Genomic DNA, 18,570 nt, shown 5'->3' with positions numbered 1-18,570 from the left:
CTTAGAATATGATTTTTATCATGTTTCAAAAAATTATATTGTCATAGAGAATACTTGAGTTTCAGGGTAACTATCATGTAGTCTTAGATCAAACCCCATACATACATTTCTAACAAACGGTTTGGCCATTTCGGGAACTTTCAAGACATTGTTTTCTATCAGAATTATGCCATCGTTTATCAATTCATCTAAAGTTTCTATAACTTGACTTAGTTTTGAGAATTTTGAGCATTCATTTTGCCAAGACGTTTCCATGTGACACATAATGTTTAAAATGTGTTGCCGAATTATTAAATCTTCATTAGTAAGAATATGACCTCTAAATACTGGAATATCACCAGATTCAACTAGTTCTTCATAGGCTTTAACGGTCTTAACATTCTGTGCAAACCCATACCAACTATCACTTATAGCCGACATTCCTAAACCAATCATCAATTGGGTTGTATTAGTGGTATAGCCCATAAAGTTCCTGTGTAAGGTTTTATTGCTTGCAGCTTTATATAGGTCATCTGTTTCTAACGCAAAATGATCCATGCCAATTTCTTTATAGCCTAAATCTGTAAGTAGTTTTTTACCAGTTTCATAAAGTGCTCTTTTTTGATTGCCTTTAGGTAAGTCGGCTTCATTAAAGCCACGTTGACCAACACCTTTTACCCATGGCACATGAGCATAACTATAAAATGAAATACGATCTGGACTTAACAATTTAGTTTTGTCAATGCTTTGTGTGATGGTCTCTAATGTTTGAAACGGTAAGCCGAAAATGAGATCATGACTTATAGATGTATACCCAATTTCTCGAGACCATTTTGTGACTTTTTCAACTTGTTCAAAGGTTTGGATACGGTGTATGGCGTGCTGTACTTTAGGATCATAATCTTGAATTCCAAAGCTTACGCGAGTAAAGCCTAAATGATATAGTGCTTTTAATTGATCTTTGGTTGTATTATTAGGATGACCTTCAAAACTAAATTCATAATTTTCATGGAGTATAGCTGGTTTTAATAATCCGTTAATAAGACGATCTAGATTATTAGCTGAGAAAAATGTAGGTGTACCACCTCCTAAATGAATTTCTTTTACTATAGGCTTTGAAGACATCAAGTCTAGGTATAATTGCCATTCTTTAAGAATAGTATCAATATATTTATCTTCTACTGAATGTCGTTTAGTAATGTGTTTATGACATGCACAAAATGTACATAGACTTTCACAGAATGGAAGATGAATGTATAAACTAATTCCTTGATCAGCATTACTTTCTTTAAAAGAAGTTTTGAAAGTTTCAATCCATTTATGTTTTGAGAATTGCGCTTCGTCCCAGAATGGAACTGTTGGATAACTTGTATATCTAGGGCCTGGAATATTATATTTTTTTATAAGTGTTGCGTTCATGATTTTGATAGTTTTCTTCCAATAAAATTTGTAGCAATAGTTGTAAACACAACAACACTAATTGAGCTCAACGGCATTAATATTGCAGCCACTACTGGAGCTAACTGGCCTGTAACAGCAAAATAGAGCCCAACTATGTTATAAATGAGAGACAAAACAAAACTCCATTTAATAATCTTAATTGCACTTTTAGAAGCGTCAATGAATGTATTGAGTTGGTTAAATTTTGTAGCATCCATGATAGCATCACAAGCAGGTGAGAATACATTTACATTTTCTGATAAAGCAATACCGATATTACTTTGTGCTAATGCACCAGCATCATTGAGTCCGTCACCAATCATGAGTACTTTAGCACCTTCAGTTTGATGATACTTGATATATTCTAACTTATCGTTGGGTTTTTGGTTAAAGATCAATTTTGTTTTTGTAGGTAACATTTTTTTGAGGTTCTCTAATTCTCCTTCATTATCTCCAGAAAGAATCACTAGATCGTAATGTTTTTTAAGGGTATTAAATAGTTTTGATAAACCTTTCCTGTAACTGTTGTAGAACGTAAATTTACCTTTGTAAGTATTATTTGTACTGATGTGTACAGTAGTGTTCAATACTTGATTTTCACTTGCACCAACAAAGCTTGCAGATCCTATTTTGATATTATCTTTGTTGTATGTGGCTTCAATTCCTTTACCTAGGTGCTCTTCAAAATGATTCAAAGAAACAATATCATTAGCATCTAAGATTTCGTAGAGTGATCTGCTAAGCGGATGATTTGAACCACGTAATGTGTTTTTTAGAAGTAATTCTTCAGTTTCGGTTAATGCAGCACCTTCATAATTTGCTGTACTTGTTTTGTTAGATGTTATGGTGCCAGTTTTGTCAAAGATTATAGTATTAATATCCGCTAACTGTTCAATAACTGCTGCATTTTTTACGTAGAATTTTAGCTTCCCAAAAATGCGTAGTAAATTTCCAAAAGTAAATGGTGCTGATAATGCTATGGCACAAGGACAGGCAATAATTAACACAGCCGTAAATACATTCATGGCTTTTGAAGCATCAGTAAATAACCAATAGGATGTTGCTATTACAGCAATACTTAATACTGCTATAGTAAAGCGCTTACTGATCTTATTGGTCAAAGTGTTAAAATGGTCTTCTTTACTTTTATTGAATACATCATTGCTCCATAATTGGGTTAGATAGCTTTGTTCTACAGATTTAATAGCCTCAACTTCAATAACTCCAGATGTTTGCTTGCCACCAGCAAATAGTTTGTCTCCCGAATGCTTACTTACAGTTTTGGATTCGCCAGTGACAAAACTGTAATCAATTCTAGCTTTTCCGTTTATAAGAATTGCATCAACAGGAATGAGTTCTTCATTTCTAATGATGAGTCGATCTCCCTTTTTTATATCATAAACTTGAATAGGAATTTCTTTTCTGTGAGTTGCTATCTTAGTAACTGCAATTGGAAAATAGGATTTATAGTCACGCTCAAAAGATAAGAACGTATATGTTTTTTGTTGAAAGAACTTTCCGAGTAATAAAAAGAATACAAGCCCTGTAAGACTATCAAAAAAACCAGATCCAATATTGAAGCTGATCTCAATTGTACTTCTTATGAATAATACAGCAATACCAAGCGCTATAGGAACATCAATGTTGAGTAGCTTTGCCCGTAAGCCTTTGTAAGCAGATATAAAATAATCTTGTCCTGCATAAAACACGACTGGTAACGAAAACGTAAACATCAACCAGCGAAATAGATGTTTATATTGTTCTAACCAGAACTCTTCTACTTCAAAATATTCTGGAAAGGATAAGAACATCACATTACCAAAAGCAAAACCAGCTATTCCTAATTTGTAGATTAATACTCTGTTTACATTTTGTTTTCCTGTTTTAAAATCGTCTAATGAGATATAAGGTTCATAGCCAATAGCACTAAGCAGTAAAACAACATCTTTAAGTGAATTGCTGCTCGTGTTATAAGTGATGCGAACTGTTTTCTTACCAAAATTAACTTGAGATGACGTAATATTTGGATTTAGTTTATTGAGGTTCTCCAAAATCCAAATGCAAGAACTACAATGGATATGTGGAATGTATAATGTAGTAATCTGTGTACTTCCATCATTAAACTCAATAAGTTTTTCTATGATACTTTCATCTGATAAGAAGTCATATTTGCCTTCTATTTCCTTTGGAATTGCTCCTGGAGATGTTTGTAACTCGTAATAGCACGTTAAATCGTTCTCAGAGAAAATCTCATATACCGTTTTACAACCATTACAACAAAAGTGTTTTTTATTGAAGGTTATAATTGTATGGTTACAATCATCACCGCAGTGGAAACAAGTTGTTTGTTCCATAATATTTGCTCATTTATACCTGATGCAAAGTTTGTAAATGAATAGACGTTATAATATGATTTTTATCATGTTTTGCGTATTTTTACAGTCCGTTTCTAAAAAAGAAATATGAGTAAATGTGAACAGTGTATCATACGTCAGTTTAATTCTTTAAAGGCATTGACTAAAGATGAGTTAGTACGTATATCTGGTTGTAAGACATCTCATACTATAAAGCGAGGCACTATCATTTTTGAAGAAGGCGAAAATATAAATGGTGTCTATTGTGTGAAGGATGGTATTTGTAAACTATCTAAACTAAGTGAAAATGGAAAAGATCAAATTGTAAAACTAGTTTTTAAAGGTGATCTATTAGGACAACGTTCGTTAATAGGAGAGGAGACTTCCAACCTTCAGGCCGTTGCTTTAAACGATATGGAAGTTTGTTTTATTCCAAAATCGGAAATTATTGGTGATTTGCAGAGAAATGCAAATTTTTCCATGGATGTGCTAAGACAAATGGCTCATGACCTAAAAGATGCTGACAATACCATTGTTAATATGGCTCAAAAGTCGGTTAAGAAAAGATTAGCAGATACGCTAGTTTATCTTTACGATAATTTTGGAATTGATGAAGAGTATTACCTTAGAGCTGTGTTGTCTAGAGAAGATTATGCTAACATTGTAGGTACTGCTACAGAATCAGCCATTCGTATTTTATCACAATTTAAGAAAGATGGTTTGATAGAAACCTCTGGTAAGCATATCTTAATTAAAGATTTGAAAGGCTTAAAAAATGTTCACTAAATAAAAACCTTTCAAGTTGTCACTCCTGAAAGGTTTTAAATACTAATTGCCTTTTATTTTAATCTAATCTGAAAGTACTAATCTCTTTAAAAGGATTAGTTTTTACTGACTCCATTTTTACTTGATAAGGTTTCCAAGACTCATTGTAAAAACTATTTGTTTTTTCTAATACATTGTTTACAGCATCTTTTGCATGTTCTATTAATGTATGCTCAGTTGAAGTTAAACCATTTTGACGAGACCCAACATACCAACTAGCAGTAGATAAACGATCTGTTACAGTTACCACAGAAGTGTTGGTTATACCTTGTCGCTTATCTTCTTTGCCAAGATAGCTATCAATAAGCTCATCAATTTGTTTAATAACATCTTTTGAGACCTTAATTTCCTCTTTGTATTGTTCTTTATCTAGTTTTGATAAATCAGACTTGTATTTAGTGGCAATTTGTTTGCTTTCAACCAATTGTTTTACAGCATCTGCTATGGTTTTTTGCATTAATTCAAGTGTTTTAGATGCAGTGTAAACCTCATTAATGTTAGCTATTGAAGTATTTAATCTTGGATCAGTATTCACTGTTACCATTGTTTCTGAGGTTTGATCTCCAAAATGAAGTACAGCTTTATAAGTGCCAGGTTTTACTGAAACACCTGAAGGTTCTCTAGTTTGTTTTCTTATAGTTCTTGAAGGCCAAGACACACCAGCTTCATTCATAAACCAAGTCCACTTGTACACACCAGTAGAGTCTGGAGCTTTCTGTTTTAATGTACGAATCAAGCGCTCACCATCATAGAGTTTCATAGTAAGTGAATCCCATTTTATTTCATTTGGCTTTTCTTCATCTGAATTATCATTATCTGAGTCTTCATTTGAATCGTCGTCTTCATCTTCTTTTTTCTGTTCATCTATTTTAACATAATACGAAAATCTAGCACCATAATTTCTGTTCTCACCATGATACATAGCATCGCCTCCAAATCGACTACCTGTAGGTTGTTGATAGGCCGCTTGATATGCTGTAGGCGGAGCGAATAATTCTAATTTTTGATTTATCAATTGTTTGTTCTTTGCTATTGCTCTCAACGGACGAATATCATCTAGTACCCAAGCTGCACGACCAAACGTTCCTATAATTAAATCGTGTTCTCGGGGATGAATAACTAGGTCTTTTACTGATACTGTTGGAAAACCTTCAGTCCATTTAGTCCATTTCTCTCCAGCATCAATTGAGATGTACAAACCATCATCAGTACCTAAAAATAATAAGTTAGATTCTACGGGATCTTCAACAATTGATAACGTGTAGCTTTCAACATCATCATTATCTACAATGCGTTGCCATGTTTTGCCATAGTCTTTTGTTCTATAGGCGTAAGGTGTATAATTAAAGCGTCTGTAATCGTTAGCGATTAAAAGTGCTTCGCCTTTATTTTTATTAGATGCTTTTATTTGAGTAATCCAACTTCCAGAAGGGAGTCCTTTAATGTTTTTTGTAACTTCGGTATAATCTTGACCACCATTTTGAGTATAATGTACTCGACCATCATCACTTGCTACCCAGAACATATTTCGTTCTAGTGTTGAAGGTTCGATCACTAAAATTGTACAGTGATTTTCAGCTCCAGTAGCATCCATCGTTAAACCTCCACTTTCATTCTGTTTTAGTTTTTCGGGATCGTTAGTTGTTAAATCCTCAGAAATTACAGTCCAAGTTTGTCCTTTATCAGTTGATTTATGCACAAATTGGCTTCCAAAATAGAGTGTGTTGTTATCAAACGGATCGATATTTATAGCTGCATTCCAATTGAAGCGAAGTTCAACTTCAGGATTTGGATGAGTAGGTCTAACCGTATAGTTATTTCCTGTTTGCCAATCATATCGACTCACATAGCCTTGTTGACTCATAGACCATCCAAAACGAGAATCATCACGATCGGGAACAACATCAAATCCATCACCAAAACTTATTTCTTGCCAATAACTATTTCTTATACCTTGCACACGCCATACATAGGCTGGACCTCTCCAAGAACCATTGTCTTGCATACCACCATATACATTATATGGGATGTCATTATCAACATTGATGTGGTAGAACTGTGCTACTGGTAAATTACCAATGAAGCGCCAAGATTTTCCACCATCTTTAGTGATATTCATGCCTCCATCATTACCGTCAATCATAAAATTACCATTAGTTGGATGTATCCACCACGCATGATGATCTGGATGTACACCATTGCTAACACCATAGGCTGGCATCAGTTGTTTGAAATTTTTTCCGCCATCTTCTGAAACATTCACATAAGTATAAATGGAGTAAACTCTATTTTCATTTTGGGGGTCAACATAGATCTCTGAATAATAAAACGGACGATTGCCTATATCGTTTTTATCATTAATCTTCTTCCAATTAGCACCTCCATCCTCACTTCTATAAAGTGCATTTTTTTTAGCTTCAACTAAAGCATAAACTACATTTGGTTTATTAGCTGCGATGGCAATGCCAATACGTCCTAATTCCCCTTTAGGGAACCCTTGTTTCTCTGTGATTTTTTTCCAGGTTTTTCCTCCATCATGTGTTATATGTAGACCTGAGCCTTCACCTCCAGATTTAAAGAACCATGGGTCACGCTTGTGTTCCCACAAGGCAGCTATAAGTTTGTTTGGATTTGTTGGATCCATTATCAAATCGGCAGCTCCAGTTTTATTATTAGCAAATAAGATTTTATTCCAAGTTTTTCCGCCATCAATGGTTTTGTAAACACCACGCTCAGGATGAATTCCCCAAGGAGAACCAATAGCAGCCGCATAAACCACATCTGGATTGGTTGGATCAATGATTACACGATGAATGTGACGTGTTTTTTCAAGACCCATAAGCTGCCAAGTTTTACCTGAGTCTAAAGACTTGTATATGCCATAACCACCATTTAAGCTGTTTCTTGGATTACCTTCTCCTGTACCGACCCAAATTACGCTAGGATTAGATTGCTGAATGGCTACTGCACCTATTGATCCTGTTGCTTCTTTTTCGAAAATGGGATCCCATTTAATGCCTCCCGATGTTGATTTCCATAAACCTCCAGAAGCAGTGCCAACATACATGATATCTGTATTGTTATGCACAACATCAATAGCCGTTACACGACCAGACATACCTCCAGGACCAATATTTCTTGGCTTCATATTTTTTACTAAATCGAGAGAAAATTCTTGAGAGAAAAGAGAAAATGATGCAAAAAGCAACATAAAGTAAAGTATTTTTTTCATTATGCTTTTGGTTTAGTTGGCTAAAGATAGTTAAACTAATTATACGATTTCTAAAAGAGATGTTAATGCTTTTTATTTCGATATAAATAGTCGTAATTTTATAGTGCAATGAAAGAAAAAGAAAATCACAGAAAAGGGTTTGTATTCAAATCTTACGAAGCTCCCAACCAATCACCTTTTGACAAACTCTTTGAAGTTTTTAAAGAATTGATTACGTACACATCAGGTGATTTTGATGAAGCTATTGATTGGCTTCGGCAGTTGGATAAGGAATATAAGCTTACAACTTCAGAATATACTATTGATGATTTTATAGAAGACTTAAAAAAGAAAGGTTACATCAAAGAAGAAATTGATCCAGATGGTAATGGAAGTATGGCAATTACGGCAAAAACAGAACGTGCTATTCGTCAACAAGCATTAGACCATATCTTTGGAAAGATAAAACGTAGCGGTCAAGGTAATCATAAAAGTAAAAGTCCAGGCATTGGTGATGAACACACAGGTGACTTTAGAAACTATCAGTTTGGAGATGCATTAGACAAGGTTTCTATGACTGAAAGTTTGCGTAATGCACAAATTAATCATGGTATTAACAATTTTAACATCACGGAAGATGATCTGGTGGTTGAAGAAACACTTCATAAATCACAAATGAGTACGGTTTTGATGATTGATATTAGCCACAGTATGATCTTGTATGGAGAAGATAGAATCACTCCAGCTAAACGTGTAGCTATGGCATTAGCTGAGTTGATTACAACGCGCTACCCCAAAGATACACTAGATATTATCGTCTTTGGAAACGATTCTTGGCAAATTGAAATCAAAGATTTACCATACTTGAAGGTCGGACCATATCATACCAATACTGTTGCAGGGTTGCAATTAGCTATGGATTTATTACGAAGAAAGCGTAATACTAATAAGCAAATATTTATGATCACTGATGGAAAACCAAGTTGTTTGCGTTTACCTGATGGGCAATATTATAAAGATAGCAACGGATTAAATCCGTACATCACGAACAAATGTTATGCTATGGCTCAGCAAGCTAGAAAGCTACATATTCCAATTACGACCTTCATGATTGCACAAGATCAATATCTCATGCAATTTGTGCAAGAGTTTACACGAGCTAACCAAGGGAAAGCATTCTATACAGGTTTAAAAGGATTAGGCGAGATGATCTTTGAAGATTACGAAACAAATAGAAAAAAAAGAATTAAAGGATAAAATGAAAATAGACACAATTAAAACATTAGGCGATTTAAAAAAAGCAGGTTATCAAACAAAACCTATTAAAGATGAATTACGTGATAATCTCATTACTAAAATAAAAAGTCGGGAGACAACTTTTGAAGGTGTTCATGGATATGAAAATACTGTGATTCCTGAATTAGAGCGTGCTATTTTGTCGAGACACAATATTAATTTGTTAGGATTACGTGGACAAGCAAAAACAAGACTTGCTCGTTTGATGTTAAATCTTTTAGATGAGTATATTCCTTATGTTGAAGGTTCAGAAATTAATGATGATCCCTTTCAGCCAATTTCAAGATTTGCAACTGAATTGATTACCAAAAAGGGAAATGAAACTCCAATCGCTTGGCTACATAGAAGCGAACGTTTTGCTGAAAAATTGGCAACTCCAGATGTTACCGTTGCAGATATTATTGGTGATGTTGACCCAATTAAAGCCGCTAATTTAAAGTTGAGTTATGCTGATGATCGAGTGATTCATTATGGTATGATCCCTAGAGCTAATCGATGTATTTTTGTTATCAACGAATTGCCAGATCTACAAGCTAGAATTCAAGTAGCACTGTTTAATATTTTGCAAGAAGGTGATATTCAGATTCGCGGTTTTAAATTGAGGTTGCCTTTAGATGTTCAATTCATCTTTACTGCCAATCCAGAAGATTATACCAATAGAGGAAGTATTGTTACCCCTTTGAAAGATAGAATAGGAAGTCAAATTTTAACACATTATCCTGTAGATATAGAAACGGCTAGACTAATTACTAATCAAGAAGCCAAATTAGTGGAACGTCAAAAAGAAAATATTATTGTTCCAGATCTAGCCAGAGATCTATTAGAGCAAATTGTATTTGAAGCTCGAGAGAGTGAATTTATAGATGCTAAAAGTGGTGTTAGTGCGCGATTAAGTATTACTGCATTAGAAAACTTATTGAGTACAGCTGAGCGTCGTTCCTTAAAAGCTGGTGATGATCAAACGATGTTAAGGTTAAGTGATTTTGTTGGTGTTATCCCTTCAATTACAGGTAAAGTAGAATTGGTTTATGAAGGTGAACAAGAAGGTGCAGCTGTAGTAGCATTTAATTTGATTGGCGAAGCAGTTAAGAGTTTGTTTCCTGAGTTTTTCCCAACGATCGAAAAACTAAAAAAGGAGGAAGATGAAACCCCTTACGATGATATTATCTCATGGTTTTTTAATCAACAAGACGGTTTTGAGATTCTTGATGATTTAAGAGACAAAGAGTACAAAGCGTTACTCGATGCCATTTCACCTTTAGATGATTTATTAGGGCAGTACCAACCAAATTTGAAAAAAGAAGAGAGTTATTTTGTAAAAGAATTTGTGCTTTGGGCATTGGTAGAGTTCAAACAGTTAAGTAAGTATCGCTTTACTGAAGGAATTCAATTTAAAGATCCTTATGGAAGTTTTATAAGTGGGATATAAACTATAAGGGAAGCAATTTGCTTCCCTTTTTTATAATTTCTTTGGCTTGAAAACCCACCATACTTCTCCATTCTTTGGACTAAAACTTAAGCGTAGTTCACCTAATTCGCTTGCTATAATATATTTATGTTTGATGTCTAAATACATTCCATTCAAACTAGCATTATATTTTCCATCGCTATAATTAAATACAATGCCATTACTTAATTTAAAAACTAGATTTTTATAACCTTTATTTTCGTTAGAATCGGTAATGTCAACTTCTGCAGTGATACCATTTGATGCATAATTATCCTGAATTGAATTGGTTTTTCCGAAATTGGCAGTTAAAGCTAACTCTACTTTTCCGCTATCTAAATAGTAGATATCTTTTTGCTTTTTATAAGTTGGATGTACAACTAACTTATACTTTCCATCTATTAGATATGTTCGTGGTGTTTCACTATAGCGCATAACTACATAATGGTGCTCATTTTTTAATTCAAAAATCGTTCCTGGTGGATACATGATAACATCTTTGGCATCTGTGCCTTTATGAATTTTTAAATAGGTCTTTTGTGCAAAGCCTTGAAAGCTAATTACTGTAATTAAAAATGTTAAAAAGGTGGTTAAACGTAGTCTAACAGTATTAAGGTCATTTGGTTGTGTTCTTAAAAAGTTCATGGTATTATAGTTTTTGTTATTGAATTCTATTTTTTTCATCTTCTATACTTGTTTTGCGTTTTCTAGCCTTTTTTATTTCATCTCTACCAAAATTGTAGGTTAAGTTGAAACGTACTTGTCTACTATCATTACCACCATTACCTTGTATAAATAAATTTCCAAATCGGGTTGTACCTTTCCAAGGCGATGTGAATAAGATGTCATTGAAACTAAGTCTAGCTGTTAATTTCTTATCAAGAAAGTGTTTTTGAAATGCGAGATTTAAAGATCCTAAACTTTTTGTTTCGTATGTACCTCCCCAAACTGAAGGAGAACTATACCAACCAGAAACTTCAGCAGTAAACGTTTTAGAAACTTTAAAAGTATTTTGTGCATATAAGCTTAGTGTATTTTGGTCAATAGAAACAAAATCTGGATTGGTGGCTTCAAAAATACTGCGATACACATTCATACTAAAATAGACATTCCACCAATTATTGAATTTGGTAGGATACGAAACTCCCAAATTGATTACTTTTTGATTTGCAACATTTTTTGTGATGATGAAGTTAGTATTATCTTGACCAGCCTCGGTAACTTGAGCAAAGAAATCACTAATAAAACTATAGCTTAAGGAGGTGGTCAATCTGTAATTATAGGTGTGAGACAATTTTATATTATCAGTGTATTGTGGTTGTAAGAAAGGGTTTCCTTGTCTAAATGATAATTCATCTATTCTGTATTGGAATGGATTTAGGTTTTGATAATTAGGGCGCTGAATACGTTTACTATAATTGAGTGCTAGGCTGTTTTTTCGGTTGAATTGATATGTAATGCCTCCACTTGGGAACCAATCTGTATAATTGCGTTCCACTCGGTTATTTTGATTGGCTTGTAAGCTTTCAAGTTGACCATCAGATATGGTGTTTTCCATGCGCAATCCAAATTGGATGTTTACTTTTTCAAACGCTCTATTGTAGTTAAAATATGCAGCATTAATTTGTTCGTCGTAATCAAAGTCGTTAGATTGACTTGTATCTAATACATTACCACCACTAGATCTGTCAAATGCATCAAAGCTATTCTCGGTATTTACTTTTGAATACTTAACTCCTAAACTCAATATGCCTTTTAAGAAATTTTGTTTGTAATCGGCTTGAGTTGAGAAAATTGAGATATTTATAGGTGTATCAAAAAAAACGATATTTTCACTTAATACTTGTGTTTCATTACTGTTGAAGTATTGATTAGGTTGTAGGTTGGTTCTATCACTTTTATATTTTCCAAAGTCTAGATCAAGATTTAATGAATGACCTAGTGTATCTTTAAATCTGTAATTTAAGTTGGTATATAGATTTGAAGTTTTGCTTTCTGTATCGCTAGCTGCTACTAATACTTGCGAAGGGTTTGTATTACCGTTTTCAATAATAGGTGTTCTTGAATCACTTTCTGAGTATGATGTATTGAAATTCCCAGTAATAATAATTCCAAATGTTGACTTCTTGCTTGTATAGTAGTCAAAACCAGTTCTAATATTGTTGTTTTTATTATCAAAAACACTTTCTGTTCTAGCATCAAAAATAATGTTATTTTGCAAGCGATATAGATTTATAAAACTTGTACTCTTACCAAAACGATTACTGTATGTGCCATAAAGACTAGTTTTTTTAGTGCGATTATTAAATGATATAGAATTATTTATTCTTGCAAAATCACCAACGGTGATTCCAGAAGCCATACTTCCATTTGTGCCTAGGGTTTTATCTCGCTTTAATATAATGTTTATAATTCCAGCATTACCTTCGGCATCGTATCGAGATGATGGTTGAGTGATGATCTCTATCGCTTCTATATCACTAGCTTGTAGTGTTTTAAGATAGTTAACTAAATCTTGACCTCTTAATACTGAAGGTTTGTCATCAATAAATACCAATACTCCAGCTTTGCCTTCTACAATAATAGTATCTGAATTATCAATAATAATTCCTGGTGCTTTTCTTAATAATTCAAATCCAGAATCACCTATAGCGTTAGTGGTATTTGCTATATTAAAAACAGTTTTGTCTGCCAGAACTTGTATCATAGGCTTTTCAGCAATTATAGTGACCTCATCAAGGGTTTCCGTATCAGTTTCTAAGATTATGCGATCTAAAGTTGTATCACTATCAAAAACATTAAATGGTTGTGAAGTGTAATCTACATAGCCAAGACTGGTAATAAATAATTTGTAGTTGCCATTAACAATCTCTTTAATTTGAAATCTCCCAGTTTCGTCAGTAATGGCTGCTTTAACGAAAGCATTGTGTTCTGTAGTTAATACAGAGACAACCGCAGAAACTATCGCTTCACCATTGTCGTTTTTTATATTGCCATCTATAATGTGTTGTGTAAAACCAAATGATGTGCATAAAAGTGAAATGAATAATAAACATGATTTCATAATATTTGTATTTTAATTGTGATACAAATATGTCATCTAATTGTAAGTGATGCACTTACAAACTGTTGAGTTGAGCTATGGGTCGATGAATAGACTAGGTCAATTCGTCTTACTATAGGGCGATTCATCTGAAATAGTAATCTACTCAATGAGAATAATGTTAATTTAGATGATATTAAAAGCAAATACGATGCAAACCAGTTTTTTTAAAAAGCCAATTTTTGGAGTCCGTGTTGGAGAATTATTAGCATTTATAGCATTCTATGTGTTTATGGCTGTGTTTTATTACGTAACATTATGGGCCAATAGGCAAGGGTTTAGTGATAAAAATGATAAGCTGTTTGGAGATCTTATCATTTTTATTGACGATAGTGGTCTAGATTATATATTGAAATTCATTATCACTATTCCAATATGGTATTTACTATTTAAAGTATTGAAGCATTGGTCTTTAAGCAAGCGCTTGTTATTACACGTCATTTTATTACCAACTTTTGTTATTGTTTGGCAACAATCTTACTATTACATAACTGAAGTGGTTAAATTTTACCATTTGCAAGGCTCAGGAAAAGTTTGGGACATTTACATACCTGCATTATTTTATATTTTGCAATTTGGTATTTTACATGCTTACAATTATTACAGAGAAAATCAGAAAAAGATAATTGTTGAGGGTGAACTTAGAAATGCTGCTTTAAAAAGTGAGCTGTCTGCAATTAAGGCACAATTGAATCCACATTTCTTATATAACATTTTTAATACAATAAGTGCCTCTGTACCTCCAGAGAACGAAAAGACCAGACATCTTATTGCTGAATTATCAGACTTGTTTCGCTATCAATTGAAAGCATCTCAAATAGAGCTAGTACCACTAAAAGAAGAGCTGAAATTTGTTAAAAAATACTTAGATCTAGAAAAAGAGCGTTTTCAAGAACGCTTAGAAATCAATATCGATGTTGATGCGTCAATCATGGATGAGCTTATACCACCAATGCTATTACAACCCTTGGTTGAGAATTCAATTAAACATGGTTTGTCATCTTTAATTGAAGGTGGAAGTATTTCAATTTCTATCCATAAGAAAAACAATAAATTGGCATTTGAAATTTCAGATAGTGGTATAGGTATAAGAAATAAAGCTCAAGTTTTTGAGAAAGGAATAGGATTGACCAATACACGATTGCGATTGGAAAAAATGTATCAGACAACTTTAAAGTTGGCAGATAATAAACCTCAAGGACTTAAAATAAGCTTCGAATTATGAAAAAAGTAGTTATTGTAGATGATGAAGCATCTGGTCGAAAATTGATTAAAGAATATCTTGAAGATTTTAATAACTTGATCCTTTTAGGAGAAGCAAATAATGGTGTAGATGCAGTTAAAATTATTAATGAGTTCAAGCCTGATTTTGTATTCTTGGATATTCAAATGCCAGGAATGACAGGATTTGATGTATTGACACATTTGGAAGAATTACCTCAGATCATTTTTTCTACAGCTTACGATCAATATGCATTAAAAGCTTTTGAGGTTCATGCTGTTGACTACCTATTGAAGCCTTATACTAAAGAGCGTTTCAAGATAGCTGTAGAACGATTATTTAAGTCAAATATAGAGAATACAGCAAGACCTCTAGCAGAGAGCTTATTTATTGAGAGTTCAAAATATCCAGAACGTATTTTAGTTCAAAAGCACAATAAGCTCATTACTATTCCTATTGATGAGGTTATTAGAATTGAAGCTTACGGTGACTATTCAAAATTAATCACCAAAGCCGATGTGTTTTTAAGTAATTATGGAATTTCTACACTTGAAGAAAAGCTTAATAGTGCTATTTTTATTCGCGTTCATAGATCCTCAATTATTAATTTAAACAAAGTAAAGGAGCTCAATAAATATTCAAAGAGTTATGATGTTACCATGCAAAATGATGATGTAGTGCGTGTTAGTAGAGGATACATGGATAATATTAAAAAACTGATGTATTAACTTTTGAATAAATGCATTGGGTTGGTTTCTCCGCGTTTTAAATTTTCACACATGAGTAAAGCTTTATCAATTCGTGTTTGACTATTTTTGATTCTTATAACGGTGTAGATAATACTTCTTTTTTTTCCTGCTGTTAAGCTTTCAAAAATCTCAAAGGCTTCGAGTTCACTTTTAAAGACAGCATCGAGTTCTTCAGGCATATCAACACCATATTTAGAAGTGTCTTCCAATAATTGCATTTCAAAATAGTCGTTCAAAAAAACACCTAGTTCCTTTTGTAAGCGCTTACCAAACATCATTTTGTAATCATCTGTATTTTTATCTTTTTTAATAGCAGCATAGAATTCAATTGTATTTGTTTTAAACGTTGCTTTAACTTTAACACGGAGTTGTTTTGCCTTTGCAAATGGTTCTGCTATTTTATTAGGAATAAAAAGATGATATTGATCTAATAAACCTATCGTGAAAATGTCACTTTTTAATGTTACCAATTTCCTTTACTTTTTATGTTAGCTTCACAGAGCTGAATGATTTCTATAATTCTTTTTTGACGCGTAGCTTCTCGTTTAGCACTATTCAACCAATATAAATAGCCTTTTCTATACGATGGCGCAAAATTTTTGTAATTGTTAAAAGCCTTTTTATTTGTATTAAAAACTTTTTGAAGATCTTCAGGAATAACTTCATTTTCAATATGATCTAAAGCGGTCCAACCACCATTTTGTTTTCCTATTTCAATACTTTTTAGCCCGCTTTCGTGCATTAATCCTTCAGTTATCAGCGTTTTAATATATTTCTTGTTTAAGGCACTCCAAACACTTTTGGGATTTCTAGAACAAAAGTATTGACGACGTTTGCCATTGCCTAGACTTTTAACTGTAGAATCTATCCAACCATAGCACAATGCAACTTTTACAGCTTCTTCCCAACGCATGGATGGCTCTTTGTTTTCAACTTTGAAGAAAATTAAGTAAATACCTTTAGTTTGCTCATGATTTTCATGTAACCACGCTCTCCATTCGGTGTCAGTTTTAAAATAATATTCTTTTATTTCAGACATTAGTTTCTCAGGATTTCATTTGGAAATACAACAACACTTTCAAAACCATCTTTACCAACTGAAGCTATACCAAAATAAAAATTATCTATAACGATACCTTCTAAAGTAAAGTCCGAAATATTTCCAACATATCTGCTATGATCCCAAGTTGGAGAAGTAGTATCTCTCCAATAAATTTTATATCCTACTGCACCTTCAACCAAACTCCACTTTAACCTAGCAGAAGCTTCAACAATACCACCAATAGCAACCTTGGTTGGAGCAGGAGGAGCAGAAGCTATACTTGCCATAGTGATAGCATTAACAGCTGTAAGTTTTTTAGTATAATCAAAATTTACGTGTTCAAAGGTATCACCATAATTAATACCATTCTCGGTTCTTATATCTTGATGTTGTTGTGTGTAATTTTCATGAGCTTCCATAATTCTAATTCCAGGAAAACCAGCATCATTAAACGGTCTGTGGTGACCACCACGTCCAAAGCGATCTAATCGATACACCATCATTGGGTTCATTTCTGGTAAATAGATTTTTGTTGCTTGATGTACATAGCGTGCAAGTTGTCTAGAAATTCCATCAACTTCTCCACCATAAAAACGTCTTGATCGTCTTTGAGCTTCAGTTTCAGTAGGAGAAACAGGTTCAGAAAATATTCTGAAGGTACGATTGTCTATCACACCATCTACCCCTTTAATATTGCCAATCATATCGTTATTGAGTACACCAATAATATTCCAATTGTTTTCTTTTGCATAAGCAGCCAAACCTTTACCACCAAATAACCCTTGCTCTTCACCAGACAAACCAGCATAGATGATGCTACTTTCAAATTGATATTTTGAGAGTACTCTAGCGGCTTCAATAGTTCCTGACATACCTGATGCATTATCATTAGCACCAGGTGAGTCTGAAGTGAAATTATTTGGATCACTAACACGAGAATCTATATCTCCGCTCATGATGATATAATTATTTGGGTATTTTGTTCCTTTTTGCACAGCTACAACATTCACAACCCAAACATCTTTTGTAATGCGATCGTTTTCACCTTGTTTCACTAAATTTTTCTGATAAAACACATCAAGACAAGTATTACAATCGTTAGATATGGTTTCAAATTCCTGTTTTATCCAACGTCTGGCTGCACCAATACCTCTAGAATTAGAAACAGTATCGCTAAGCGTGTGTCGTGTACCAAAATTAGCCAGTGTTCTGATATCGCTTTTGATCCGTTCAGCGGAAACATTATCAATGATATCATAAATTTTTTGATGAGTTTGTGCTTGATTGACAATTGAAAATAAAAGTGCACTAACTACTATTAAGTATTTCATAGCATTTACTTTTTATAATTAAAGGCTATGATTTCGGCTCCGCCTTCACCATTTTTAATATTTACAAAAACATTCATTTCATTATCATTTACTTTTTCGAAGGTCATTCCTTCAAAAACTACTTTATTAGCTGTTATTTCTTTTAAAGGAAAATCTACAGTTTCGTTTTTACTTTCCCAACCTTTTAATTCATTATCAAAATGTTTTAGTTGAAGTACTAATGTATTTTCTACCTCTCTGATGATTTCAATTTCATAAAATGATACTTTGCCATCAGTAATGAGTTTAAAGGTTGCCATCATTGAGCCTCCAGAAGGTTCGCTCCAGTTCTCTTCTACGTGTCCGCCAAAAGCTTCACCTTTCCAGTTGCCAGAAATCCATTTGATGTTTTCTAGTTTTGGTTCTAGAATCTTTTTATTATGCTTGATAGCTGCTTGATTTTGAGCAGATAATGATATGCTAAACAAGAAGACTATTATTAATACATATTTCATTTTTTATGTTTTAAATTAAACATGTTCTTTATTATAAGACGTTCGAAAATGGGTTTAGGAGGACATATTAGTTGTTT

General features: G+C 33.3%; 14 protein-coding genes. 5 read left to right on the top strand and 9 right to left on the bottom strand.

The window, feature by feature from the left end:
• Nucleotides 1–33: 33 nt before the first annotated feature.
• The gene (hemN, locus tag Q0876_RS04535; RefSeq protein ID WP_299224582.1) at nucleotides 34–1,398 is read right to left on the bottom strand and encodes an oxygen-independent coproporphyrinogen III oxidase; all 1,365 of its coding nucleotides are present in this window, start codon (nucleotides 1,396–1,398) and stop codon (nucleotides 34–36) included.
• Nucleotides 1,395–3,773, bottom strand: a complete 2,379-nt coding sequence (locus Q0876_RS04530; RefSeq protein ID WP_299224580.1) for a heavy metal translocating P-type ATPase metal-binding domain-containing protein — start codon at nucleotides 3,771–3,773, stop codon at nucleotides 1,395–1,397. The genes hemN and Q0876_RS04530 overlap by 4 nt, the downstream gene beginning before the upstream one ends.
• A gap of 108 nt (nucleotides 3,774–3,881) precedes the next feature.
• Between Q0876_RS04530 and Q0876_RS04525 the strand changes: the two genes are divergently transcribed.
• The gene (locus tag Q0876_RS04525) at nucleotides 3,882–4,559 is read left to right on the top strand and encodes a Crp/Fnr family transcriptional regulator (RefSeq protein WP_299224579.1); all 678 of its coding nucleotides are present in this window, start codon (nucleotides 3,882–3,884) and stop codon (nucleotides 4,557–4,559) included.
• A gap of 58 nt (nucleotides 4,560–4,617) precedes the next feature.
• On the opposite strand, the gene Q0876_RS04520 is transcribed toward Q0876_RS04525, so the two are convergent.
• Nucleotides 4,618–7,830, bottom strand: a complete 3,213-nt coding sequence (locus tag Q0876_RS04520; RefSeq protein WP_299224576.1) for a hypothetical protein — start codon at nucleotides 7,828–7,830, stop codon at nucleotides 4,618–4,620.
• 108 nt (nucleotides 7,831–7,938) lie between these two features.
• Between Q0876_RS04520 and Q0876_RS04515 the strand changes: the two genes are divergently transcribed.
• Both Q0876_RS04515 and Q0876_RS04510 read left to right on the top strand, forming a co-directional pair.
• On the top strand, nucleotides 7,939–9,066 hold the full coding sequence (locus Q0876_RS04515; RefSeq protein WP_299224574.1) for a VWA domain-containing protein: 1,128 nt from the start codon (nucleotides 7,939–7,941) through the stop codon (nucleotides 9,064–9,066).
• 1 nt (nucleotide 9,067) lies between these two features.
• Nucleotides 9,068–10,534 (top strand): sigma 54-interacting transcriptional regulator, encoded by a 1,467-nt coding sequence (locus Q0876_RS04510; RefSeq protein ID WP_299224572.1) that lies wholly within the window; start codon nucleotides 9,068–9,070, stop codon nucleotides 10,532–10,534.
• A 30-nt stretch (nucleotides 10,535–10,564) separates the two neighbouring features.
• Here Q0876_RS04510 and Q0876_RS04505 read toward each other — a convergent pair whose 3' ends face one another.
• Together Q0876_RS04505 and Q0876_RS04500 are read right to left on the bottom strand one after the other, a co-directional pair.
• Nucleotides 10,565–11,236, bottom strand: coding sequence for a hypothetical protein (locus tag Q0876_RS04505; RefSeq protein WP_299224571.1), 672 nt, complete (start codon nucleotides 11,234–11,236; stop codon nucleotides 10,565–10,567).
• Nucleotides 11,214–13,616, bottom strand: a complete 2,403-nt coding sequence (locus tag Q0876_RS04500) for a TonB-dependent receptor (RefSeq protein WP_299224569.1) — start codon at nucleotides 13,614–13,616, stop codon at nucleotides 11,214–11,216. Before Q0876_RS04500 ends, Q0876_RS04505 begins: the two co-directional genes overlap by 23 nt.
• Nucleotides 13,617–13,806: 190 nt before the next feature.
• On the opposite strand from Q0876_RS04500, the gene Q0876_RS04495 reads away from it, so the two are divergent.
• Both Q0876_RS04495 and Q0876_RS04490 read left to right on the top strand, forming a co-directional pair.
• Nucleotides 13,807–14,880 carry a sensor histidine kinase gene (locus Q0876_RS04495; RefSeq protein WP_299224567.1) on the top strand — a complete coding sequence of 358 codons (1,074 nt, stop codon included), beginning with the start codon at nucleotides 13,807–13,809 and terminating at the stop codon, nucleotides 14,878–14,880.
• Complete coding sequence (locus tag Q0876_RS04490; protein ID WP_299224565.1) at nucleotides 14,877–15,605, top strand: response regulator; 729 nt, start codon at nucleotides 14,877–14,879, stop codon at nucleotides 15,603–15,605. The genes Q0876_RS04495 and Q0876_RS04490 overlap by 4 nt, the downstream gene beginning before the upstream one ends.
• Here the strand turns inward: Q0876_RS04490 and Q0876_RS04485 are convergent.
• The 4 genes from Q0876_RS04485 to Q0876_RS04470 are packed head-to-tail and all read right to left on the bottom strand — an operon-like array spanning nucleotide 15,602 to nucleotide 18,493.
• Nucleotides 15,602–16,096 (bottom strand): YdeI/OmpD-associated family protein, encoded by a 495-nt coding sequence (locus Q0876_RS04485; RefSeq protein WP_299224563.1) that lies wholly within the window; start codon nucleotides 16,094–16,096, stop codon nucleotides 15,602–15,604. The two genes, Q0876_RS04490 and Q0876_RS04485, sit on opposite strands and share 4 nt — an antisense overlap.
• Complete coding sequence (locus Q0876_RS04480) at nucleotides 16,090–16,665, bottom strand: YdeI family protein (RefSeq protein ID WP_299224561.1); 576 nt, start codon at nucleotides 16,663–16,665, stop codon at nucleotides 16,090–16,092. Before Q0876_RS04480 ends, Q0876_RS04485 begins: the two co-directional genes overlap by 7 nt.
• Nucleotides 16,665–17,999 carry a M28 family metallopeptidase gene (locus tag Q0876_RS04475; RefSeq protein WP_299224559.1) on the bottom strand — a complete coding sequence of 445 codons (1,335 nt, stop codon included), beginning with the start codon at nucleotides 17,997–17,999 and terminating at the stop codon, nucleotides 16,665–16,667. Before Q0876_RS04475 ends, Q0876_RS04480 begins: the two co-directional genes overlap by 1 nt.
• Nucleotides 18,000–18,004: 5 nt before the next feature.
• Nucleotides 18,005–18,493 (bottom strand): DUF6265 family protein, encoded by a 489-nt coding sequence (locus tag Q0876_RS04470; RefSeq protein ID WP_299224557.1) that lies wholly within the window; start codon nucleotides 18,491–18,493, stop codon nucleotides 18,005–18,007.
• Nucleotides 18,494–18,570: the final 77 nt, after the last annotated feature.

Origin of the sequence: uncultured Psychroserpens sp., assembly GCF_947503375.1 — a bacterium.
Classification (GTDB): Bacteria; Bacteroidota; Bacteroidia; order Flavobacteriales; family Flavobacteriaceae; genus Psychroserpens.
This window is presented reverse-complemented; position numbering and strand designations above follow the sequence as displayed.

Bases quoted from the DNA above. Each gene is read 5' to 3' on its own strand.
- hemN (WP_299224582.1), bottom strand. From the start codon at position 1,398: ATGAACGCAACACTTATAAAAAAATATAATATTCCAGGCCCTAGATAT.
- Q0876_RS04530 (WP_299224580.1), bottom strand. From the start codon at position 3,773: ATGGAACAAACAACTTGTTTCCACTGCGGTGATGATTGTAACCATACA.
- Q0876_RS04525 (WP_299224579.1), top strand. From the start codon at position 3,882: ATGAGTAAATGTGAACAGTGTATCATACGTCAGTTTAATTCTTTAAAG.
- Q0876_RS04520 (WP_299224576.1), bottom strand. From the start codon at position 7,830: ATGAAAAAAATACTTTACTTTATGTTGCTTTTTGCATCATTTTCTCTT.
- Q0876_RS04515 (WP_299224574.1), top strand. From the start codon at position 7,939: ATGAAAGAAAAAGAAAATCACAGAAAAGGGTTTGTATTCAAATCTTAC.
- Q0876_RS04510 (WP_299224572.1), top strand. From the start codon at position 9,068: ATGAAAATAGACACAATTAAAACATTAGGCGATTTAAAAAAAGCAGGT.
- Q0876_RS04505 (WP_299224571.1), bottom strand. From the start codon at position 11,236: ATGAAAAAAATAGAATTCAATAACAAAAACTATAATACCATGAACTTT.
- Q0876_RS04500 (WP_299224569.1), bottom strand. From the start codon at position 13,616: ATGAAATCATGTTTATTATTCATTTCACTTTTATGCACATCATTTGGT.
- Q0876_RS04495 (WP_299224567.1), top strand. From the start codon at position 13,807: ATGCAAACCAGTTTTTTTAAAAAGCCAATTTTTGGAGTCCGTGTTGGA.
- Q0876_RS04490 (WP_299224565.1), top strand. From the start codon at position 14,877: ATGAAAAAAGTAGTTATTGTAGATGATGAAGCATCTGGTCGAAAATTG.
- Q0876_RS04480 (WP_299224561.1), bottom strand. From the start codon at position 16,665: ATGTCTGAAATAAAAGAATATTATTTTAAAACTGACACCGAATGGAGA.
- Q0876_RS04475 (WP_299224559.1), bottom strand. From the start codon at position 17,999: ATGAAATACTTAATAGTAGTTAGTGCACTTTTATTTTCAATTGTCAAT.
- Q0876_RS04470 (WP_299224557.1), bottom strand. From the start codon at position 18,493: ATGAAATATGTATTAATAATAGTCTTCTTGTTTAGCATATCATTATCT.